This is a genomic window from Nostoc sp. CHAB 5715 (assembly GCF_020829685.1).
GTDB lineage: Bacteria > Cyanobacteriota > Cyanobacteriia > Cyanobacteriales > Nostocaceae > Nostoc.
This window is the reverse complement of the sequence record NZ_JAIVFR010000023.1, coordinates 1-16899: the sequence shown is the minus strand read 5'-3', so window position 1 is coordinate 16899 and position 16899 is coordinate 1. Positions and strand designations below refer to the sequence as shown.

Here is a 16899-nt window from a genome sequence, read left to right as displayed (position 1 = left end):
TTCGCTTAACTTCGGGCGAGGTTTTAACCAATATTCGTCACCCACTCGTACAGAATTCATACCTGTTTTCTGACCGGAGGCGGAGCGTCTCCGGCTCCGCTCCTGAGTTCTGAATTCTTCTTATAAATCACACAATAAGCATGAAAAAACCCGGCTTAATCGGGCAGATGCACTGTTTATCGAATTTATCTATAATGACTACACTTTGATCTCACAAGTTAAATCACAAACAGCATGAAAAAACCCGGCTTAACCGGGCAGACGCACTGTTTGTCGTATTCACCTGTAATGACTACATTTTAATCTCACAAGTTAAAGGGCAAGCAGCGTAAACAGTAGCCTGCATTTGGTCTGCCTCTCCATGCAACCAGCTTAACCATTTAATTTCATTAGGATGAACTCCTTTAACAGTTAGTACACCCGCAGCCAATACAACTGCCATGACATTAAACATTATTAAAGCGCCTGCTACAAGCAAAACAGCACTAACAGGCATCACAGATTGTAAAATAATCGACAACAGACATCCGACCGTAGCCATCAAGACAACTAGTGGAAAACCGACAACCAACAAACATACTGCCAATGTAAAAGTCCATATTAAAAAGCTTTTAATCATCAACAAGGAGTAGGTCTTTCCTAGATTAGAGCTTTGAGCAGAAACCATGACTTTTCCTCCTAAAAATACACAACGAATTTTAATTTTCAGTCATCTCTCGCTTTTTGCGAGTAAACTGATTTTGTTTCTCAGTGAAATTCAGTATATAAAAACTAATTGGGAAAATGAGCATTTATTTACTAAAGTTTACAGTTAATTTTTTGTAATTATGAATTAAAAGTCAGCGTTTATATCTATGTCAAACAACTTGTTTTATGCATCTTCCTTCAGGTATATAAACTAAAAGGTATGAGCTTTTAACCTTGATTTCCACGACATTACTCCTATTCAACTTAACATTTCTTATAAAAATTAGTATTGGTTCTCATAATTCATAGATGGGCTGAATAAATGATCTGCTAGTGTTTGTGCTGTTAATTGCTGGCAATTCGTGTCTATGCGTGGGATAGATTTCTCATCTAAGGGCCGAGAATATTTATGTTTTGTCGTAAGTATTATAAATTACTAAAAAATCTCTGTATTTTTTCTGAAGGAGTTTGAGTCCTTCCGTGTGTTAAACCAGGGTAGATACGTTAAATAATTTATCTAAATAATCTGACTAGTGGAATTTTAGGAAAAAAAGATACAAATTGAGGTGGATGAAATGGATTGAACATGGTTCTAGAGTTTCAATCGCCTCCCATCACCACTAAAGCTCGCGTGCAAGCACTCTCCAAAAGTCATCAAAGTAAGTGACTTGACTTCTCGTTAATTCAACTTTTTAACTGCCAAATGTGAAGATATATGACACAATCACAGTCTCCATCAAATTCTAACTCTGCTGCCGGACGTAACCTGCCACCAATGCCGCCGCCACCACCGCCAACCTCTAGTACCCAGAGGCAGATGACACAAACATTGGATATGTCAGATAGGAGTACCAACGCGCCTGTTGCAGGTCATCGTCCGGTTAGTCCACCGCCGATACCTAGTTCAATTCCCCCTAAAAACAGCAGTCCACAACTGACTTTAGCGAAGTTAATCAGAGAAGCTTTCGATCAGGGATATTCTGACATTCACTTGGGTGTAGGTGAAGTACCCCGCTTCCGCAGTCGAGGAGAAATTCAACCAACGGATTATCCAGAAACAGATAAAGAAGCTTTTATGAGTTGGTTACAGGAGGTGATGAGTGAAGGGGAAATTCAGCGCTTTGAAGAACACTTAGAATTTGACGGAGCAACTCAATATGACTTTGCTCGCGTGCGGATTAATGTTTTTGGCTCCCTTAAAGGGCCTGCGATGGTGTTGCGGTTGATTCCGCTAAAAATCTTAACTATGGAACAGTTGAGATTACCCCCAGTTTTTCGGGATATTTGCCATCATCACAAAGGTTTAATTTTAGTGACTGGGCCTACTGGTTCTGGTAAGTCCACCACAATGGCGGCAATGGTTGACTACATCAATAAGGAGATGGCCAAGCATATCATCACCATTGAAGACCCGATAGAATTTATCCATCAAAGCCGCAAGTCTTTAGTCAAACAACGGGAAGTGGGAATGCATACCCGGAAATTTGACAACGCTTTGAAAGCAGCTTTGCGGGAAGATCCAGATTTGATTCTAGTGGGGGAAATGCGGGATAAGGAAACAGTTAACACCGCTCTAAAAGCCGCTCAGACTGGTCACTTAGTTATGGGAACCCTGCACACCAATAGCGCTGTTAAAACCATTGAGCGGATTCTCAATCTCTACTCTGGTGACGAACAGGATGCAATGCGGGTGGCAATTTCTGAGTCTTTGGTGGCAGTAATTGCCCAAGGTTTGTGCCGCACAACTGACGGGAAGCGGGCTGCTTTCCACGATGTGCTGATAAATACTGAGGCTATTAAAGAATGGATCAAAGACGGTAAGTATGATGAAATTGGCGAGTTGATGAAACAAGCTAGCTTTGACGGCATGATTACGATGAATCAGTCGTTGCTCAATCTCTATCAAGACGGTCGCATCACTGAAGAGACTGCTTTGGAAATGTCACCAACTCCTAACGAAATGGCACAGTTTCTCAGAGGTCGAGTTTAAGATTGGCATTGGGTATGGGGCATGGGGCATGGGGCATTGGGCATGGGGCATGGGGCATGGGGCATTGGTTATTAATTATTCTCCCCTGCCTCCCCTGCTCCCCCTACTCCCTCATCCCCCTCATCCCCCAATCCCAACCAAATATCTTTGTCATCTGTAAATTTATAGGCTAATTTGCGATCGTCATTAGCCCTCATCCCCCAATCCCAACCAAATATCTTTGTCATCCTGGTTGCGGTTATAGCTAAGGTAAAAGGTAAAAGAGAGAATTTTTTACTTTTAGCTTCCTAACCTCTGTGAATAATTTGACGACAAACAAACTATCTACACCCCAGTTGTTTAAAGGCATTGCCCTATTTACACCTGGAGGAGATTTAATTTACTGCATCGATCCTAGCAAGCAAGGTCGATGGCATTTGCATTTGTGTTCGGCTTTACAAGAAATCCTAGATTTACCAGAGCCACCACACTTTTTAGTGCCTTGTTATACTGCTACTATTGACCACTGGTTAGATCCACGCACTCAACAAGTGCGTACTTTTGCTGAAGCTTATCCGGCTGTAATTAGACATCAAGCTTTGCTTAATGCCATTTTTGGCACAGGGGAGTTAGTATGGCAAGCTGCTCCTTGGCAGGAGGGTTTGTGCGATCGCATGGTATTAACAACTTATCGTTCCTCATTCCCGCAGCTTTGGGAGGATCACGATTTAATTGTTCGTCTAGACCTTTCTGAACCTGTGCCAAAATACCACCAACCAGTAATTGTACAAAAAAAGGAAGCCATCACACAAGGCTATGTTCTGCGATTGTTTGTTGCCGGACATAGCAGTACCACCGAACGCATTCTGCAAAATTTACACGAATTGTTGGAGCGATCGCTTGGACATCCTTATACTCTGAAAGTGATTGATGTTTTAACTCATCCAGAACAAGCAGAACTCAATCAGGTTTCTGCAACTCCTACCCTTGTCAAAGTTTGGCCGCACCCAATTCGGCGAATCGTTGGAGAGTTGGATCATGTAGAAAAGATTTTACAGATGTTAGCTGCTAAGGAACAATTTTAAGTTTTATAACGATAACAATAGTACAGATGCTACAGCAAGGGTGATACATGAGTACCAACAAAGCTGGTGTGATCTATTCCAATTAAAATATATTTTTGAAGCCCAACAAGGGGTGGCATTTGCAAGAGCAAAAGGCATTTTGGAAGCAAGAGGGGAAATTGTAGGTTTTTTAGATGATGACAATTTGCCTGAACATGATTGGCTCATGGAAGCTTATAAATTTGCACAAGAGCACCCTCAAGCAGGAGCTTGGGCTAGCCAAATTCACGGTAATTTTGAAGTAGAACCGCCAGAATCTGTCAAACCAATTTTATTTTATCTTGCAATTACTGAAAGAGGTGAAAAACCTCATATATACGAACCTTACAAGAAAGGCTTTCCTCCTGCGGCTGGCTTGGTTGTACGCAGAAATGTCTGGAGAGATAATGTTCCCATTCGCCTTTTTTTAGTCGGTAGAGTCGGTTTATCTATGTTAGGGAGTGAAGATGCTGAATCTTTACTATATATTTATCAAGCTGGTTGGGAAATTTGGTACAACCCAACAATGGTAATAGCTCACATCATCCCATCTTGGAGATTGGAACAAAACTACTTAATTTCTCTAATGTATGGGGTTGGTTTAGCTCGCTATTACTTGCGTATGAAGCTACTTAAAATTTGGCAAAGACCCTTTGCTTTTTTAATGTATTTTATCAACGATATACGCAAAGTAATATCGCATTTTATTTTATATCGAAAAGTTTTGAAAAGCGATATTGTTGCTGCCTGTGAAATGCAAAGACTAATTGCTACTATTATAAGTCCTTTCTATTTGTGTAAAATAGCTTTTCAAAAAAGTGAACATCCTTAAAATTACTAATCATTTTACAAAATAGTAAAAAATGATTAGTAATTTTAATTAAACTAATCTAATTTTTGTTTGATTAATCTTTTTATTTCCCAGCTTTCTATGCATATTATTGTTTTAGAAAATGAAGTAACCTCTCTGCGTGGTGGACAAGAGTTAAGCCTATTTGATGTTTGCCTGGGTCTATATAAACGTGGACACACTATCACTTTAGTGTATGTAACAGAAGGCAACTTACTTAAGGAGTATCAGTTTTTTTGTAGCGATTTAATAAAAATTAATGGTTTTAGGATTGAAAGAAAAAAAATAATTGATTCATTACACAAATTTTTTATAGATACTAGAAAAATAAAAACTACTAAAGCTAGCATAGTATACAGCAACCAATATCATAATAGTTTTTTTGCTTATACATTAGCAATATTTAACAATATACCCTTTGTTTGTCATCTTCGTCTACCGCCACCGCAAATCAAAAAACTTGGTTACCAGTGGAGTATTGGGATGCACGGTGCAAAACACTTAATTGCCGTTTCCAATTACACTAAAATAGATTGGATAAAGCAAGGTTTTAAAGAAGATAAAATTGACGTTGTATACAATGGAATTAATATTGAAAAATTTAAACCATCAGCCCATGTATCAATTACTAAAAAGGAATGGGGTATTTCTGATGATGTAGAAGTTATCTCTTACATTGGAAGATTGGATAAGGAGAAAGGACTCGAAACGCTGATTAGAGGTTTTTCTTTATTTCTCAAAATCCACAAAAGTGCCCAGTTATTGATTGCTGGCAAACCATTATGTTATACAGAGGAATATAAAAAGTCTCTAGAACATCTAACATCTGAACTGGGCATAGCAGAATCTGTTAAATTTATTGGTCATCTAACTAATCCTATTCCTCTCTATCAAATAAGTGATGTGACAGTTTTAACTAGTTTACATTCTGAACCATTTGGCAGAACAATTATTGAATCAATGGCGTGTGGAACTCCTGTGGTAGCTAGTCGTACTGGTGGAATACCTGAAATCTTGACAGGAAAGTTTCAACGTATGCTCTATGAGCCGGGAAATGTACAAAATTTAGCAGATACTTTGAATTTTGTGTTGAAATGGAAAAATTTAGATCCTCAATTAAGTACGAAATGTCGGGAACATATACTACACAGTTTTAATGTAGACAAAATGGTTGATGGAATTGAAAAAATTATCTTAAATTCTCGAAACTAAAGGTTAAGTAATATGCAAATAAGTGAACTGAAAGTTTCAGTCATTATCCCTACTTGTAATCGTAAAGACTATTTAGAAAGAGCCATAAATAGTGTTTTAAATCAAACATATACTGATTATGAGTTGATTGTGGTTGATGATGCTTCAACTGATGGAACTGCAACTTTTATTGCAGAAAAATATCCTGGTGTTTGCTGCGTTAGTTTAGCAAATAATTCTGGGGCTGGTAGGGCAAGGAATGAAGGAATTCGGCTTGCAAGAGGCAGCTTTATAGCTTTCTTGGATTCTGATGACGAATGGTTACCTAAGTATTTAGAAACACAAATTAAATATATTGAGAGTAGTCCTAATAATGTAATAGTTTTCTGTGGGTGTATCCACCAAATGCAAGATGGGAAAATTGAAAAGTTCAGTTGTCAGCCTTGGCTACCATATCCCAATTTAACTTATCATCTATTGTCTGAAAATTTTATACTGACAGCATCAATTGTAGTGGTAAGTAAAGAAGCTTTAGATAAGACAGGTTATTTTAATGAAAGCCTCAGAATTGGCGAGGATAAAGAGCTATTTTTACGATTATTTTGCTTAGGTAATGCCGTTCACGTTCCTTACTATTTGGTAACTAAATATTCTCATTCTAGTAATCTTACAGGAGATTATAAACTATGGGCGAAAGAAACATTTCATTTATTGGATATATTTTTTGCTCATGATTTGAGTCTGCCTTATAAGCATTTTGAAATCGAGACTAGAAGTCACAATGCTATGAGATTAGCAAGAATATTATGGCGTGAAAAGAAGAAATTTTTATTTGCAATACAAATGTTGCTGAAGGCTTTTATCATTTCTCCAAGGTATATAAGTCAGCACTTGTGGAAAAAAATGGTTAAGACTACTGCATAGTTTTTTCTGCTGTATATTATCTAGTTTTGCAATTTTTCTCTGAGTTAAAATTAACTCTTATTTTGCACTTTTACGATTTGTTTAATTCCCCTTCACCGTTGTGGAAAAGGGGAAAAGGGAAAGGTTACGCGCTAAAGTATTTTGCTAGTGGGTGGTAAGCAATAATTGCAGTGGTAGACTGTTCTGGATAAAGTTGTTCACTTTCATCCATATACAAGTTAATTCTGTTAGTCTGCAATAACTCCAGTTGCTTGTATTGATCTTGGATATTCGGGCAAGCTGGATACCCAAAGCTATACCGTGAGCCACGATAGCGTTGTGCTAATATATCCCGAATATTATCGGGTTCTTCAGCAGCAAAGCCTAACTCTCGGCGGATTCTGGCGTGTGTCCATTCAGCCACAGCCTCTGCTACCTGCACTGCCATGCCGTGGAAATACAGATAATCTGTGTATTGATTATCAGCAAATAGCTTTTGGGCGAACTCTGTTGCAATCTCTCCGACAGTTACAGCCTGCATGGGGAAGACATCAATAATTCCTGACTCCTTCGGTGCAAAGAAATCTGCTATGCACAGCCGCCTTAAAGACTTCTGTCTGGGGAATTCAAAAGTTGCAACCTCTTGTGATTGGTTCTCTGAATCATATATATGTAGAGTATTTCCCTCGGTTTGACAAGGGAAATACCCGTAAATCACTTGGGGATGCAACAGATTTTCTTCAAGAATTCGCTGTTTCCAAGTTTCTAAAACTGGGTAAACTTTCTCAGCTAAGAAAGCCTGATATTCTTCCTTAGATTGTTCCTTTGGTTTACGGAATTGCCATTGTCCAGCAACTAAAGCTTGTAAATCCAAGTGCCAGAATATTTCCTCGATAGGAATATCACTAGGCTGCAATAACTGTGTTCCCCAAAAAGGCGGTGTGGGACGTTCAATATCTATCGCTACTGCTTCGGAACGTCTTGTATCTATGGGGAGTGGGGAGTGGGGAGTGGGGAGTGGGGATTCTTCAGTAGCGATTTTTGATTTTTGGTTATTAGTCTCTGGTTGAGTAGTTTCTACTTCATTCAAAAATCCCTGCAAATCTTCCCAGTTACCAGCAGCTTTTGCTGGCATTAATTTATCCATGAAGTGCAAGTCAGAAAAGGCATCTTTGCCATAAACAACTTTACCTTTGTAGGTTTTTTGGCAATCTTCATGCACAAATTTGGGAGTCAGCGCCGCACCACCTAATATGACGGGGACACTAATTCCCTTTTCGTTGAATACCTCCAAGTTCTCTTTCATGAAGGCGGTGGATTTTACCAGCAAGCCACTCATGGCTATACAATCAGCTTTGTGCTGTTCGTAAGCGTTGATGATGTTTTCTACTGGCTGCTTAATTCCCAGGTTAATCACCTTGTAGCCGTTGTTGGACAAGATAATATCCACCAAGTTTTTACCAATGTCGTGGACATCGCCTTTCACTGTGGCAATGATAAAGGTTCCCTTGGCATTGTTGCCTGATTCTGATTTTTCCATGAACGGTTCTAGAAACGCCACCGCCGCTTTCATGGTTTCCGCAGATTGCAAGACGAAGGGTAACTGCATTTGTCCAGAACCGAATAGTTCCCCGACAACTTTCATGCCATCTAGCAGGAAGGTGTTGATAATTTCCAAGGGGGGATATTCTTCTAAGGCTTTTTTCAGATGTTCTTCTAAGCCTATGCGTTCGCCGTCGATGATGTGGCGTTTGAGGCGTTCTTCGATGGGAAGACTTTCATCTAAGGAGCGATCGCGCTTAGTTGTCACCCCGGCAAACTCTGTGGTAAGCTCTCCCAAGGGATCGTAAACGCAAGCATTACCCTCAAACTTCCGCTCGTCATAAATCAATTGGCGACAGATTTCTTGATGGCGTGCCTCAATCTTAGCGAGCGGTAAAATCTTGTTAGCGCTGACAATGGCTGCATCCATTCCCGCCGTTGTCGCTTCGTGCAAAAATACTGAGTTCAGCACCATCCGCGAGGCTGGATTCAAACCAAAGGAAATATTGGAAACACCCAAAATTACATGGCATCCAGGCAATTCTTGACGAATTCGCCGGATGGATTCAATTGTGGCTTTACCGTTTTCTCGGTCTTCTTCAATCCCGGTGGAAATGGGTAACGCTAGGGTATCAAAGAATATTTCTGTGGGTGGTATGCCATATTCTACAGCTTGACGGTAAGCACGCTGTGCGATCGCAAACTTTTTGTCTGCTGTCCGCGCCATTCCATCTTCATCGATAGTACCAATGACTACACCAGCACCGTATTTTTTCGCTAACTCCAGCACCTTCAAAAAGCGCGGTTCCCCATCTTCGTAGTTGGTGGAATTCAGCAAACACTTGCCACCGGCAACCTTTAAACCCGCCTCCATCTTTTCCCATTCGGTGGAGTCAAGCATTAAAGGCAATGTCACATTATTAACAATGCGCGAAACTAGTTCGTGCATATCCCGCACGCCGTCACGTCCCACATAATCGACGTTGACATCGAGGATGTGTGCGCCTTCTTTTACTTGCGCCCTCGCCATTGAAACGAGTCCATCCCAATCTTCGGCATTTAGCAAATCGCGGCACTTCTTGGAACCACTGGCGTTGAGACGTTCACCAACAATCAAGAAGGAATTATCTTGGTCGTAAGGCTGAGTGGTGTAAATTGATGCTGCTGCTGGTTCTAAGCTAGGATGTCTAACTTTTGGCTTCAAGTCTTTAGCTACTTCTGCCAATTGTTGAATGTGTTCTGGACGTGTCCCACAGCAACCCCCAATCACTTGGACACCCAAATCTTCAACAAAATGCATCAATGACATCCGTAATTCTAACGGTGTCAGTCGGTAGTGCGCTTGACCGCCGACGTTCTCAGGTAAACCCGCGTTGGGAATACAGGAAACGATGAAAGGTGAATGTTCTGCCAGATACTTGATATGTGGTTTCATCAAGTCTGGGCCTGTGGCACAGTTTAAACCGAGAATGTCAATTGGGTAAGGTTCCAGAATTGTCAGCACAGCACTGATTTCTGAACCAACCAACATTGTGCCCATGCTTTCCATTGTCACAGATACCATCAACGGACGGCGATCGCCTTTTTTGGCAAACACTTCTTCAATGGCATTCAGCGCCGCTTTAATTTGCAGCACATCTTGGCAAGTCTCCACAATGAATAAATCGACACCACCATCCCACAGCGCTTCTGCTTGTTCTGCAAAAGTAGCTTTCATGGTGTCAAAGTCAATATGTCCCAAGGTTGGTAGTTTAGTTGTGGGGCCGATGGAACCTGCCACAAATCGGGGTTTTTCTGGCGTGGAAAATTCCGCCGCCACACGCTTGGCCAATTCTGCGGCTGTCTTGCTGAGGTAATAGGCTTGGTCTGCTAAGTCATATTCTGCCAGCACTAGGGAGGTACTGCCAAAAGTATCGGTTTCAATTACGTCTGCACCAGCAGCGAGAAAGTCTCGGTGAACCTTAGCGACAGCTTCGGGTTTCGTGTGGACTAAGTATTCGTTACAACCTTCATACTGTGGGCCGCCGAAGTCTTCAGCAGTCAGGTTTTGGGTTTGTAAGTTGGTTCCCATCGCCCCGTCGAAAACGAGGACTGGGCTATCTGGACTACGCAGACGTTCAAGGAAAGGATGAGTCATATTTTCCTAGAAGAAATGAGGAAATCAAGTGAGTCTTGTGATACTCGACTTACTTTATTATTTTCCAAAATTGTGATATTTGTAGCAGCCTTTCATAAAGTCTGTTTTGCTGAAACTCACCATTGGCTCATTTTGACTGATTTATCAAGATTGGCGATGACAGAATTATGCAAAAGCGCCTTCACATCATGTCGCTTGATTGCTTATTAAACTCGAAGAACCCCACCCCGCCAAAGCTACGCTTTGTCTCCCCTCCCCGCTTGCGGGGAGGGGTTGGGGGTGGGGTGTACACACAAATCTTGCCGCAGCCATATCTTTATTAAAAAATCTCGCACTGCGTTTCTATCCCGCCTCGGAATGAATTCCGGGTCTGATAGCTAAAGTCCACTCAAGTGGACTAAGGGATTTCCAAGAAATAAATTATCCAAATAAACGTAGACGCAAAGCGGTGAGGGGGTCGCAGTCTTGGCGGTTCCCGTCGATTACGTTAGCGCAGCGTTAGCGACGTTAGGAGCGTCACCCCCGAACCCGGAGGGCTTGCCGCAGGCTACCACTCCAGACGCAGAGAACACAGAGAGAGAAGAAATAGAGAGAATTTTTGCGTGAGTTTTGGGATATTTTTTATTTGGAAGTCCCTAAATGACCAATTCAGTCCACTTGAGTGGACTTTAGCTATCAGCCCTGAACTTCAGTTCTGGGCGGGATGTCGGTGAGTGTGACAGTTTCACTCTGACAAAAATGTGGGTAGAGAATTTTTCGACTTGTGCGTACACCGTAGCCCGCTTGCGGGGAGGGGTTGAAGGTCGTGAAACCCAACAAAGCCCTCAAAATGTTGGGTTTCGTTCCTCAAACGCCAGTTGCTTCAAGTCGGCAGAGCCGCCCAACGCACTGGCTCCCCAACCTACATTGGAGTTATTTTTTAGGCGAAACCTACGCAGTCTTGACACAGGTGGGGTTTCACTGAATTCTACACATAGTCAGATGAAATATTTTCGCCAAGTTTCTTATCTTGGGATCACAGCTTAGAGTTGTTACTCCGTTCAGCTCAAAGATGGAAAAAACACCAGGAGTATAACTTGAGTTCTACTATGGATTTAAATTCTTTGTTCAATCTAAATACATTTATTGAATTATTACTGGGGATTAGTTTGAGCGCGGCGGCTGGCTTTCGAGTGTTTGTACCACTGCTAGCATTGAGTGTGGCTTCAGTTTTTGGACATTTAGATTTACCGACTGACTTTGATTGGGTGGAAACACCTCAAGCTGTAATTGTATTTGCAGTCGCTTGTTTGCTGGAAATTATCGGTTATTACATTCCTTGGTTGGATCATCTGCTGGATATTGTTGCCACTCCTGCGGCATTTATCGCCGGGACAATCGTAACAGCATCTGTTGCTCCAGAGATGAATCCACTGGTGCAATGGACGTTAGCTTTAATTGCTGGTGGTGGAACCGCAGGATTAACTCAGGGATTAACGAATATATTGCGGATAAGTTCTACTAGCGTTTCAGGTGGATTAACCAATCCAGTTGTGTCAACCATTGAGTTGGCGATCGCAATCGGACTGTCTGTGCTGGCGCTAGCTTTACCAGTGGTAGCAGGAGTGATTGTGATTAGTTTTCTAATAATAGCTATTCAAAGAATTTGGAATTTCTTCTTGAATAAACCATCTTCTCAAACTAACGAAACCGTCTCTCCATCAAGAGAGTTGGGATAAGTACTTATGGATTGTCATAACTGCGATCGCAATTATAAAGCGATCGCTATTAGTGTTAACGCGAAAGTTAAGGAGAATCGTATTGCTACCTAACCCGCCTGGAACTCAAAGTTCCAGGCTAATAGCCCAAGTCCACTTTAGTGGACTAAAACCGCTTCTCAGTCTTCTTTAGAAGACTTTAGCTATTAGCCTCAGAATTCATTCTGAGGCGGTTGTTGGGAATGGGTGCGAAAGCGCAACGCACCTTTGATACTCGCTGACGAGTCTTTGATACTCGTGAATGAGTCTTTTATACTCGCCGACGAGTCTTTGATACTCGTGAATGAGTCTTTGATACTCGCTGGCGAGTCTTTGATACTCGTGAACGAGTCTTTGATACTCGCTGACGAGTCTTTGATACTCGTGAATGAGTCTTTGATACTCGTGAATGATATCATGTCCGCATAATTAGTTATGATTCCCATAGTCATTGCACCCCACCCCCAGCCCCTCCCCGCTTGCGGGGAGGGGAGACAAAGCGTAGCTTTGGCGGGGTGGGGTTCTTCGGGTTTAATAAGTAATCAAGCGGACATGATATGAGTCTTTTATACTCGCTGACGTTTTTGACGCTCCCAAGCGTATTGGTTTATAACCCAATACGCTTGGGTTAAGGGTGATTGGTGTAGATGATTGGTCTTTCAAGACGCGATAAATCGCGTCTACATCAATGTTTTGGGCTTATCTGAACTGTATTGGTTTATAATCGCCCTTTTACAGCTATTTTCAGGTAAATAGACCACGCGGTAGGGGTAAAGCGCAATGCTCATTGGTGTCAACTTAAGCTATAGATAGCTTAACTGTTGCCTTCCTCACCCGCCTAGAACTAAAGTTCTTTGGCTTTCAGCTAAACTCTACTGAAGTAGACTAAAGATTTTTGGCTATATTTAGTCATCAAGAGATGACTTTTACTATTAGCAAGGAACTTCAGTTCCTTGCGGGACATGGCTTTTACGTTAAGTTGACACGTATGAGCTGGCTCGTGCCCTTACGAAAGATGTGGTTTTTAAACTTCTCCATATATGGTATTTCTTGTCAATGCGTAAGTCCTATAAAATTCGTTAGCATCCATCAAAAAATATTGCTCCAGGGTTGACGTTTCCGTGTTTCGCGCAGTCTGTAGCAACTTCCGCCTTCCCTGTAGGAACTTCCGCCAAGACGTTTCCGTGTTTCGCGCAGTCTGTAGCAACTTCCGCCTTCCCTGTAGGAACTTCCGCCAAGACGTTTCCGTGTTTCGCGCAGTCTGTAGCAACTTCCGCCTTCCCTGTAGGAACTTCCGTCAAGACGTTTCCGTGTTTCGTGCAGTCTGTAGCAACTTCTGCCTTAACCTTACTCAGTACTAAGTCGTGAGTCAGGAAAAAGTCGGGGAGTGTCAATCTACAGATTTCTAACAAATCCAAATTTTTCATAACCGCAATGGTTCTTTGTGGAGCCACTGCGGTTATAAGATTAATCTAAGTAAAAAAATGCCCAATTGTCATTGCGAATGGAGCGAAGCGGAATGAAGCAATCTCTGAGTCAAAGGGAATTGCTACTCTTCGAGAACGCTTTCAGCGAACGCTCCACTGCGTTGCGCTCGCAATGACAGACTTTGGATCATTTATTTATTGGAACACTCTGAGAGAAAGAGAGGGAGGATGCAATACGCTTGGGTTAAGGCTAAAACTATGTTAAAAGTCAATTTTTTTAACGAACCGCCAAGACGCCAAGGACGCAGAGAGAAGGAAGAAATGCTTAACTGAACTGTATTGAGGGAGGATGAGGAAAATTAAGAGGATAGGGAATACAAAGATTTCACCCACTCCCATTCCTGTATCAAACCTTCTCTCAAGGAAACTTGTGGCTGATATCCGAGAATTTTCTTCGCTTTAGATACATCAGCCGCCGTGTGACGGGCGTCTCCCATCGCCTTTTCTATGTGGTTTCTTTTAATTGATTTCCCGACAATTTCTTCAATCGTATCCAAGACTTCTGCTAAAATCACCCTGCTACCGCCACCGATATTAAAGATTTCTCCCACTGCTTCAGGTGCGGAGGCGGCGGCTAAATTGGCGGCGATGACATCACTAACAAACGTAAACTCCCGCGTTTGCTGTCCATCGCCGTAAATAGGAATCGCCTCATCCTGCAAAATCGATTTAAAGAACTTATGAAATGCCATATCTGGGCGCTGTTTGGGGCCATAAACTGTAAAATAGCGCAATGTCACACAGGGTACGCCAAAGTTTTTGTGATATAGTTCACATAAAAACTCTGCTGCTAGCTTTGTAATGCCGTAAGGAGAAACTGGTTGAGGACAAATTTTCTCATGGGTAGGTAATGTTTCTGCATCACCATATATACTAGATGAAGAGGCAAACACTAACCTTTTCAGATGTTTAGCATCCTTAGCCGCTTCTAGCAAAACTTGTGTAGCGTTAATATTTCGTTCTGTATAACCTCGAAAAGCCTTACCCCAACTTGCTCTAACACCTGCTTGCGCCGCTTGATGGTAAACGATATCAACATCTTTTAGGAGTTTCTGCCAATCTAAAAACTGAATATCTCCTTCAATTAATGTAAAGCCAGGTGACTGATGTAAGTGTGCAATATTCTTACGCTTTAACATCGGATCGTAGTAATCATTGAATTCATCAATCCCGATAACTTCTTCTCCTTGTTGCAGCAATGTTTCTACAAAATGAGAGCCAATAAAGCCAGCGGCTCCAGTAACAATAATTTTACCCATGTTGCCTATTTTTCGATATTTTCATTATTTTCTATATTCACAGATTAATAATTGTAATCAATAATCGTCATTACTTGAAAATGATTTTTTTACTCAATTATTTAAATAATTAAAAAACTATCATGATCTCGAAAGAAATGTTTTTGTCCTGGGCATAAATAAATTTATTTGCTCTGAAACCCCTGTGGCAGGTGAACTTAGAATCCTTCTCCCCTGCTCCCAGCAAGAACTGCCCCCCTGCCTCTTGGGAGCATCCCACTTTTTTGCATGTCATTGCAAGCGTTGCGAACGCGAGTGCGTCTCTTAGAGTTGCAATCACAAAATCCTCCAACTCAGAGCGAGTCCATGCGATTGCTTCGTCGTTCCTCCTCTCTACGAGACGCACTCGCGTTCGCAATGACAATTATTTTCTCATTAAAAAATAAAAACTGGGATGCACCCCTGCCTCTTCTGGTCATGAGGGGGCTTGCATAAGTGTGAGAATTAATGAAAAAATTGATCCGCGAGAGCCAAATGGGGCATTCTCATTTCGCAAGGAACGCACGAGGAAAGCAGTGAAAGTTTTAGTTGTAGGTAATGGAGGGCGCGAACACGCTCTGGCATGGAAACTGTTGCAATCTAAGCAAATTGAACAAGTTGTCTGTGTACCAGGGAATGGAGGCACAGCAAGTATGGAACGTTGCCATAACTTGCCTTTAACAGTAGATGATTTTGAGGGTATGAGCCGATATGCTCTCTCAAATGGTATCACTCTGGTGATAGTTGGGCCAGAAGTGCCTTTGGCAAAGGGAATCACAGATTACCTCCAAGGCAAAGGATTGATGGTATTTGGCCCAGTCAGAGCGGGAGCGCAAATTGAGGCGAGCAAAGCTTGGGCAAAAGCTCTGATGCAAGAAGCGGGGATTCCGACGGCACGGAGTGCGGTATTTACGGAGGCAGCAGCAGCCAAATCTTACGTCAAATCTCAGGGAGCGCCAATTGTCGTCAAAGCTGATGGCTTGGCGGCTGGTAAGGGCGTAACGGTAGCTGAAACAGTTGCACAGGCAGAAAGTGCCGTTGATGCGATTTTTCAAGGACAATTTGGTAGTGCTGGTAAATTTGTTGTCATTGAAGAATGTTTAATTGGGCAAGAAGTATCAATTTTAGCATTAACAGATGGGTTAACAATTCGACCCTTGCTGCCAGTTCAAGACCATAAGCGGATTGGTGACGGCGATACGGGAGAAAATACTGGTGGGATGGGAGCATACAGCCCAGCACCCATCGCTACACCAGAGTTGATGGCACGCATTCAAACAGAAGTATTAGAAAGAGCGATCGCCACCTTACGAGCTAAAGGCATTGATTACCGAGGTGTACTGTATGCTGGGTTAATGATTGCACCCGATGGCGACTTTAAGGTTTTGGAATTTAACTGTCGCTTTGGCGATCCAGAAACCCAGGTGATTTTGCCACTGTTAGCAACACCCCTAGAAGAGTTGATTCTAGCTTGTGTAGAGCAGCGATTAAGTGAATTGTCACCCATTGCTTGGAAAGAGGGAGCATCTGCCACTGTAGTTGCAGCTTCAGGTGGTTATCCAGGAGAATATGAGAAAGGCCAGGTCATTACTGGCATTAGTGAGGCAGAGGCAACCGGAGCAACTGTATTTCATGCAGGTACAAAATTGAACCAGCAACAAGAAGTCTTGACAGATGGGGGTCGGGTATTAAATGTGACTGGAATCGGAGAAAATTTTGAGCAAGCGATCGCCCAAGCCTACGCAGGGATCAAATATATTCAGTTTGAGGGGATATATTACCGGAGAGATATTGGGTATAGAGTGGTCAGCGTGAAGCAGGGGGAAACTCCATAAGCGATCGCATGATGTTGCTTATTCAAGAAACTGTGCGAGTGATTCTTGCATTATAAAAAACTCCACGCCACTTGCGGGATGGAGTTTTTGGGCATGGGGAATCGGGCATGGGGCATGGGGAAGAAGTTACCAATGCCCAATGCCCAATGCCCAAAGCGGCGGGGCGGCTATCCCTCTCCACC

The 16899-nt window shown here is 42.2% G+C and carries 14 protein-coding genes; 8 read left to right on the top strand and 6 right to left on the bottom strand.

Features of this window, described 5'->3' with window-relative positions; genetic code table 11:
- Positions 1-292 precede the first annotated feature (292 nt).
- Positions 293-667 carry a hypothetical protein gene (locus LC574_RS02580; RefSeq protein ID WP_229451369.1) on the bottom strand — a complete coding sequence of 125 codons (375 nt, stop codon included), beginning with the start codon at positions 665-667 and terminating at the stop codon, positions 293-295.
- A 735-nt stretch (positions 668-1402) separates the two neighbouring features.
- Between LC574_RS02580 and LC574_RS02575 the strand changes: the two genes are divergently transcribed.
- Entirely contained in the window at positions 1403-2677 is a 1275-nt protein-coding gene (locus LC574_RS02575) for a type IV pilus twitching motility protein PilT (RefSeq protein WP_229451368.1), read from the top strand.
- Between the two features lie 71 nt (positions 2678-2748).
- Here LC574_RS02575 and LC574_RS02570 read toward each other — a convergent pair whose 3' ends face one another.
- Positions 2749-2904, bottom strand: coding sequence for a hypothetical protein (locus LC574_RS02570; RefSeq protein WP_229451367.1), 156 nt, complete (start codon positions 2902-2904; stop codon positions 2749-2751).
- A gap of 69 nt (positions 2905-2973) precedes the next feature.
- Here LC574_RS02570 and LC574_RS02565 point away from each other — a divergent pair, with 69 nt between their 5' ends.
- From LC574_RS02565 to LC574_RS02550, 4 genes are all read left to right on the top strand, one after another.
- Entirely contained in the window at positions 2974-3741 is a 768-nt protein-coding gene (locus LC574_RS02565) for a circadian clock KaiB family protein (RefSeq protein WP_229451366.1), read from the top strand.
- A gap of 40 nt (positions 3742-3781) precedes the next feature.
- Positions 3782-4591, top strand: coding sequence for a hormogonium polysaccharide biosynthesis glycosyltransferase HpsE (hpsE, locus tag LC574_RS02560; protein ID WP_368736664.1), 810 nt, complete (start codon positions 3782-3784; stop codon positions 4589-4591).
- 99 nt (positions 4592-4690) lie between these two features.
- The gene (locus LC574_RS02555; protein WP_229451370.1) at positions 4691-5821 is read left to right on the top strand and encodes a glycosyltransferase family 4 protein; all 1131 of its coding nucleotides are present in this window, start codon (positions 4691-4693) and stop codon (positions 5819-5821) included.
- Between the two features lie 12 nt (positions 5822-5833).
- A complete protein-coding gene (locus LC574_RS02550; RefSeq protein ID WP_229451365.1) occupies positions 5834-6724 on the top strand; it encodes a glycosyltransferase family A protein in 891 nt (296 codons plus the stop codon).
- 124 nt (positions 6725-6848) lie between these two features.
- On the opposite strand, the gene metH is transcribed toward LC574_RS02550, so the two are convergent.
- Both metH and LC574_RS37710 read right to left on the bottom strand, forming a co-directional pair.
- The gene (gene metH / locus LC574_RS02545; RefSeq protein WP_229451364.1) at positions 6849-10382 is read right to left on the bottom strand and encodes a methionine synthase; all 3534 of its coding nucleotides are present in this window, start codon (positions 10380-10382) and stop codon (positions 6849-6851) included.
- A gap of 824 nt (positions 10383-11206) precedes the next feature.
- The gene (locus tag LC574_RS37710) at positions 11207-11329 is read right to left on the bottom strand and encodes a hypothetical protein (RefSeq protein WP_267871371.1); all 123 of its coding nucleotides are present in this window, start codon (positions 11327-11329) and stop codon (positions 11207-11209) included.
- Between the two features lie 141 nt (positions 11330-11470).
- Here LC574_RS37710 and LC574_RS02540 point away from each other — a divergent pair, with 141 nt between their 5' ends.
- Positions 11471-12100 (top strand): DUF4126 domain-containing protein, encoded by a 630-nt coding sequence (locus tag LC574_RS02540; RefSeq protein ID WP_229451363.1) that lies wholly within the window; start codon positions 11471-11473, stop codon positions 12098-12100.
- 225 nt (positions 12101-12325) lie between these two features.
- Entirely contained in the window at positions 12326-12547 is a 222-nt protein-coding gene (locus LC574_RS02535; RefSeq protein ID WP_229451362.1) for a hypothetical protein, read from the top strand.
- Positions 12548-13197: 650 nt separating this feature from the next.
- On the opposite strand, the gene LC574_RS02530 is transcribed toward LC574_RS02535, so the two are convergent.
- Together LC574_RS02530 and LC574_RS02525 are read right to left on the bottom strand one after the other, a co-directional pair.
- Positions 13198-13572 (bottom strand): hypothetical protein, encoded by a 375-nt coding sequence (locus LC574_RS02530; protein ID WP_229451361.1) that lies wholly within the window; start codon positions 13570-13572, stop codon positions 13198-13200.
- A 332-nt stretch (positions 13573-13904) separates the two neighbouring features.
- On the bottom strand, positions 13905-14864 hold the full coding sequence (locus LC574_RS02525) for an NAD-dependent epimerase/dehydratase family protein (RefSeq protein WP_229451360.1): 960 nt from the start codon (positions 14862-14864) through the stop codon (positions 13905-13907).
- 554 nt (positions 14865-15418) lie between these two features.
- Between LC574_RS02525 and purD the strand changes: the two genes are divergently transcribed.
- A complete protein-coding gene (gene purD, locus LC574_RS02520; RefSeq protein ID WP_229451359.1) occupies positions 15419-16717 on the top strand; it encodes a phosphoribosylamine--glycine ligase in 1299 nt (432 codons plus the stop codon).
- Positions 16718-16899 lie beyond the last annotated feature (182 nt).

Coding starts and splice junctions, on each gene's coding strand:
- LC574_RS02580 (WP_229451369.1), bottom strand. CDS start 667: ATGGTTTCTGCTCAAAGCTCTAATCTAGGAAAGACCTACTCCTTGTTG.
- LC574_RS02575 (WP_229451368.1), top strand. CDS start 1,403: ATGACACAATCACAGTCTCCATCAAATTCTAACTCTGCTGCCGGACGT.
- LC574_RS02570 (WP_229451367.1), bottom strand. CDS start 2,904: ATGACAAAGATATTTGGTTGGGATTGGGGGATGAGGGCTAATGACGAT.
- LC574_RS02555 (WP_229451370.1), top strand. CDS start 4,691: ATGCATATTATTGTTTTAGAAAATGAAGTAACCTCTCTGCGTGGTGGA.
- LC574_RS02550 (WP_229451365.1), top strand. CDS start 5,834: ATGCAAATAAGTGAACTGAAAGTTTCAGTCATTATCCCTACTTGTAAT.
- metH (WP_229451364.1), bottom strand. CDS start 10,382: ATGACTCATCCTTTCCTTGAACGTCTGCGTAGTCCAGATAGCCCAGTC.
- LC574_RS02540 (WP_229451363.1), top strand. CDS start 11,471: ATGGATTTAAATTCTTTGTTCAATCTAAATACATTTATTGAATTATTA.
- LC574_RS02525 (WP_229451360.1), bottom strand. CDS start 14,864: ATGGGTAAAATTATTGTTACTGGAGCCGCTGGCTTTATTGGCTCTCAT.